Origin of the sequence: Microcoleus sp. B5-D4, from assembly GCF_036705145.1 — a bacterium.
In the GTDB taxonomy this organism is placed as follows: Bacteria; Cyanobacteriota; Cyanobacteriia; order Cyanobacteriales; family Microcoleaceae; genus Microcoleus.
In genome coordinates, this window is sequence record NZ_JAUBTV010000046.1 from 55321 (window position 1) to 58992 (window position 3672).

General features: G+C 49.6%; 3 protein-coding genes and 1 pseudogene. All 4 read right to left on the reverse strand.

Annotated features, from left to right (window positions below; genetic code table 11):
- Nucleotides 1–526 (reverse strand): annotated as a pseudogene (locus QUB10_RS20660) (23S rRNA (guanosine(2251)-2'-O)-methyltransferase RlmB); the annotation flags it as partial.
- Between the two features lie 263 nt (nucleotides 527–789).
- The gene (locus QUB10_RS20665; protein ID WP_333205119.1) at nucleotides 790–1236 is read right to left on the reverse strand and encodes a ribonuclease III domain-containing protein; all 447 of its coding nucleotides are present in this window, start codon (nucleotides 1234–1236) and stop codon (nucleotides 790–792) included.
- Nucleotides 1237–1619: 383 nt separating this feature from the next.
- Entirely contained in the window at nucleotides 1620–1976 is a 357-nt protein-coding gene (locus tag QUB10_RS20670) for an STAS domain-containing protein (RefSeq protein ID WP_333205121.1), read from the reverse strand.
- A 182-nt stretch (nucleotides 1977–2158) separates the two neighbouring features.
- Nucleotides 2159–3316 (reverse strand): glutamine-hydrolyzing carbamoyl-phosphate synthase small subunit, encoded by a 1158-nt coding sequence (gene carA / locus QUB10_RS20675; protein WP_333205123.1) that lies wholly within the window; start codon nucleotides 3314–3316, stop codon nucleotides 2159–2161.
- Nucleotides 3317–3672 lie beyond the last annotated feature (356 nt).

The following is a 3672-nucleotide window of genomic DNA, read 5'->3' on the forward strand; positions in this document are numbered from 1 at the left end:
GCTGGGGGCTGCTGTCTCTGTCTCTGTCTCGGAAATTGTTGCGGGCCGGCTGGGGGCTGCTATCTCTGTCTCTGTCTCTGTCTCGGAAATTGTTGCGGGCCGGCTGGGGGCTGCTATCTCTGTCTCGGAAATTGTTGCGGGCCGGCTGGGGGCTGCTGTCTCTGTCTCTGTCTCGGAAATTGTTGCGGGCCGGCTGGGGGCTGCTATCTCTGTCTCTGTCTTGGTAATAATTGCCCCTGGATTCCTGCGGGCTGCTGTCTCTGTCTTTGAAATGATTATTTCTGCGAATTTCCGGTTGGCTGTCGGAATCGACTCTCCGTTTGAAAATTGCTCGCACGGGCATTTCTCGCGATTGTGGGGCGAAGGTCGATCGCTTTTGAGGGGCGTCTCCTGGGCGAGTGTCGGGACGGGGCTTGCGTTCAAAGCGGGGAGAGGATGGTTGTGAGTCCTGACGGCGGCCTTCGCTTTTGAATGGCTTGCTGTCGGAATTCGATCGCGAAAAGTTGGGTTTGGTAAATTTTCTCATTGGTTTCTTGTGGTCAAAATGTTTTGGCTGAAGGCTAGTCGATTGTAGATTGTAGATGTGAGAGTCTTGATTGAGGGAGCAATCTTTGGGCTTTAAGATTTGAGATAGTCTAGCGAGGGAGCAAGGATTTTGCTGTGTTCCAATTGCTAGTTAATAACTGATAAATCCTGTTTTGCCGATCGAGATTTTTGCGGTTTTATGTTAGCCGTGCCAGGATGGTTAATTACTCCCTCCCCATTCCCAACTCTTAACTGCTAAATCCTTTAAGTCTCAAGTTCTAAAAGTGCCAGAATCTCGGTCAATCTTTCGGGATCGGTGAGGTACAAATATCCGATCAAAGTTTCTAAGCTGCTGGCTTGTTGGTATATCTCTGGATCTGCTCGCTTAGAACGGCCCGCTGCAGCATTGCGGCCGCGCTTGACAATTGCTAATTCTGTACTGTTCAAGTAAGGAGAGAGCGATCGCAAATGACGCGCTTGAGTTTCGGCTCGTACTTGTCCCACCACTAATTCGTGATAAGCTTGCAATCTTTTGGCTGGGACTAAGTACGAACTCCGAACGTAGAGTTCGTATACTGCATCTCCCAAATATGCCCAGGCTGCGGGCGAAATTCTTTCTATTTCTGCTGGTGTAGCCCTCGCTGGATGCACTCGATTTAAACTGATATCCGTCAGACTCAGTTTGAGTCCGTCATCTGCGATCGGCGACATACTTTTTTAAATAAAACTTCCGCACAGCTTGGTTTTTCTAGTCACTTACTTATTTGGTCTTTCGTCACTTCCGCAATTATAGCTTTTACAGGAGTGTTCGCTGTCAGATCGCGAAGCGAGATATATAGGCAAAGCTTGGCGCGACGATCGCACTCCTAAAAAAGGCTTTTTACCAAATCGGGATGCTCTCAGTTTTATACCATTTTTTCGCGTGTTTGCCACACATATTTTACTGCCCATCAACCGAAACTCTAAGCATCGGGGAAATAGCGGCTGGCGCGTGTCGCAGCTTCTGGGAAAATCGGTATTGCTTTACCAGCACAACAATAAAAATTTGCTATCCAGCGTTGAGAACCGGATAGCTAATTTAATCCACTTTGGCGTCAAGCCTCCTTGACGTTTTTTACCGCCTCATCAACCGAAGGCTGCAAAGACAAAAATTTCTCTAAGCGAACCAGTTTAACAGTCTGAGTTACGCGGGGATTTGAGACAATTTGCAATGTCCCTTCCAAGGTTTGGGCTTTTTTGACAAGTTGCACAAGTGCGCCCAAGCCTGAACTATCCACAAAGTCTATCTGAGACAAGTCCAAAATTACGTGTTTTGGGCCCTCGTCAATACATTTGCTTATTACCTTCCGAAAAGTTGCCTCAGAAAAAGCGTCCAGCAGGCCCGTCAGGCGAAATAACTGATAGTTATTCTTGACTTCGCGAGTGCCTCTGAGGCTAACGGTCAGGGTCAATGACTCAGGAATGACACCCTCCTAGCTAGATATGGCTTAAAGTCGAGGCTTCATTATAGGAGTTTTTTGGTCTTTTGTCTACAGTTTTTTAGTCATTAGTCATTAGTCATTGGTCATTAGTCAGAAGCGATCGACACAAAACAGCCTCTGATGACTACTGACTAATGACTGCTGACTAAGGACTACTTACTGCTGGCTACTTTCTGATTGTCTCGCATTGACTGCACGAATCGATCGAATAAATAATCGGCGTCGTGCGGGCCCGGACTGGCTTCTGGGTGGTACTGCACTGAGAACAGGGGCAGAGTTTTATGCTTCAATCCGGCTACGGTGCGATCGTTCAAATTGAGATGAGTAATCTCTACTTCGGGGGCTAGGGAATCGGGGTCGATCGCAAAACCATGATTTTGGCTAGTAATTTCTACTTGCTGAGTTAAACCCGCTGGATGATTCAATCCCCGATGGCCGAACTTAAGTTTAAAAGTTTCTGCACCCAAGGAAAGTCCCAAAATTTGGTGTCCCATGCAGATACCGAATACGGGTTTGTCCGACTTTAACAAAGCTTTCGCAGTCGCGATCCCTTCCGTTACCGCCGCCGGATCTCCGGGGCCGTTGGACAGAAAAATGCCGTCCGGGTTGTATTTGAGGATTTCCTCCGGCGAGGTGTCAGCGGGGACAACGATGACCCGACACCCGTAACTCGCCAGACGCCGCAGAATATTGCGCTTGATCCCAAAGTCTAGCGCTACCACCGTCCACATTTTGCCGTTAGCAGGTTTGACTGTAGGACTGAACTCCCAAACCGAGTCCGTGGCTTCAGACCACTCGTAGACCTCGCGAGTGGTGACTTCCCGAACCAGATTCAGCCCGTCCATGCTGGGGGCATCTTGCACTTGCTCCAACAGTTCCGCCTGGTCGAGAATCGTGGTCGAAATGCCACCGTTGATCGCTCCCACCGTGCGAATTTTGCGAGTCAGGGCGCGGGTGTCGATCCCGTAAATTCCGGGGATATCGTACTGTTTCAGGTAGTCTTGCAGAGATTGCGAGCAGCGCCAGTTGCTGGGGCGGCTGCATACGTTCCGGGCGATCGCACCTCGAATTTGCGGGCCCGAGGATTCTTCGTCTTCGAGATTTACCCCTGTGTTTCCCAATTCTGGATAAGTAAAAGTTACAATTTGACCGCAATAGCTGGGATCGGTCAATACTTCTTGGTAGCCCGTCATTCCCGTATTAAATACTACCTCGCCAACGACGGTGGCGTCAGCGCCAAACGACCAGCCGCGGTAAGCAGTACCGTCAGCCAGGACTAGGAGAGCGGGTTGTGCAGTTGAAAGTGACATGGCATCCTTAATTACTTTCGTTTGGTTTAATTCTTACCACTGCCAGGGATTTGATGCTAGTCGGCAATGTACAGATATTATTTGAATTTGTGCAATGGTTCGGAAAAGCAAGGCACTGATGCCGGAAGCCCGATGCCGGAGGCACTTATGCCACAGGTAATCAAAAAGCCGCAATACAGCAGTTCTCAATCTTGGTGAGGTATGCCCACGGAGGCCACGGAGGCCACGGAGCCCACGGAGCCCACGGAGCCCACGGAGGCCACGGAGGCCGCTTATCAAGGGCTATAAGGAATGAGAATTAAATAACTTCCACTCTTGAAAGTGGGATGGGCGTCCCGCCCGTCCAAAAAGGACGG

Bases quoted from the DNA above. Each gene is read 5' to 3' on its own strand.
- QUB10_RS20665 (WP_333205119.1), bottom strand. From the start codon at position 1,236: ATGTCGCCGATCGCAGATGACGGACTCAAACTGAGTCTGACGGATATC.
- carA (WP_333205123.1), bottom strand. From the start codon at position 3,316: ATGTCACTTTCAACTGCACAACCCGCTCTCCTAGTCCTGGCTGACGGT.